Origin of the sequence: Azospirillum brasilense (genome assembly GCF_007827815.1) — a bacterium.
Taxonomy (GTDB): domain Bacteria; phylum Pseudomonadota; class Alphaproteobacteria; order Azospirillales; family Azospirillaceae; genus Azospirillum; species Azospirillum brasilense_C.
This window is the reverse complement of the sequence record NZ_VITH01000040.1, coordinates 1-1,003: the sequence shown is the minus strand read 5'-3', so window position 1 is coordinate 1,003 and position 1,003 is coordinate 1. Positions and strand designations below refer to the sequence as shown.

At 68.5% G+C, this 1,003-nt stretch carries 2 protein-coding genes; both read left to right on the top strand.

Annotated elements, in window-relative coordinates; translation table 11 throughout:
• Window positions 1–288: FCD domain-containing protein (locus FBZ83_RS31255; protein WP_145691178.1), on the top strand; the 288-nt coding region annotated here is incomplete at its 5' end.
• 41 nt (window positions 289–329) lie between these two features.
• On the top strand, window positions 330–1,003 hold a 674-nt coding region (locus tag FBZ83_RS31250; RefSeq protein ID WP_247888558.1), incomplete at its 3' end, for a thiamine pyrophosphate-binding protein.

Below are 1,003 nucleotides of genomic sequence, written 5' to 3'. Positions count from 1 at the left end.
CACGTGCTGGAGTATTCCGACGCCAACGTCGCCTTCCACCAGTCGATCATCCAGGCCTCGGGCTGCACGCTCATCGCCGACCTGACCGACCGCTTCTTCATCCACATGCGGGCCATCCGCCGCGTCACCATGCGCCGCGGCGGCCGGGCCGAGACGTCCATCGTCGAGCACCGCGACATCATCGACGCCCTGACCCGGCGCGACGCCGACCTGGCCGAGCGGCGGGTGCGCGAGCACACGCTGGGGCTGGCCCGCCATGTCGAACAGCACTGCGATTTTCTCGATTGACCGATCGTGAACCGAATAAGAGTCGGGGAGGAGTAACCCTTATGTCAGCCGTCACAGTCCTCAACAACCAAGCCACGGCCGCCACCGATGCGGAACCGGCGCTGACGGATGGTTTCCAGCTCGTCATCGATGCCCTCAAGCTCAACGGCATCGAGAACCTCTACGTCGTGCCGGGCATCCCGATTTCCGACCTGCTGCGCATGGCCCAGGGCGAGGGGCTGCGGGTCATCTCCTTCCGCCACGAGCAGAACGCCGGCAACGCCGCGGCGATCGCCGGCTTCCTGACCAAGAAGCCGGGCGTGTGCATGACCGTCTCGGCGCCGGGCTTCCTCAACGGCCTGACCGCGCTGGCCAACGCCACCACCAACTGCTTCCCGATGATCCTGATCTCCGGCTCGTCGGAGCGTGAGATCGTCGACCTGCAGCAGGGCGACTACGAGGAGATGGACCAGCTGGCCATCGCCAAGCCGCTGTGCAAGGCGGCCTTCCGCGTGCTGCACGCCCAGGACATCGGCATCGCCGTGGCCCGCGCGATCCGCGCCGCGGTGTCGGGCCGTCCGGGCGGCGTCTACCTCGACCTGCCGGCCAAGCTGTTCTCGCAGGTGATGGACGCCGCCGAGGGCGCGCGCTCGCTGGTCAAGGTGGTCGACGCCGCCCCGGCGCAGCTGCCCTCGCCGGACTCGGTGTCGCGCGCCCTGGAGGTGCTGAAGGGCGC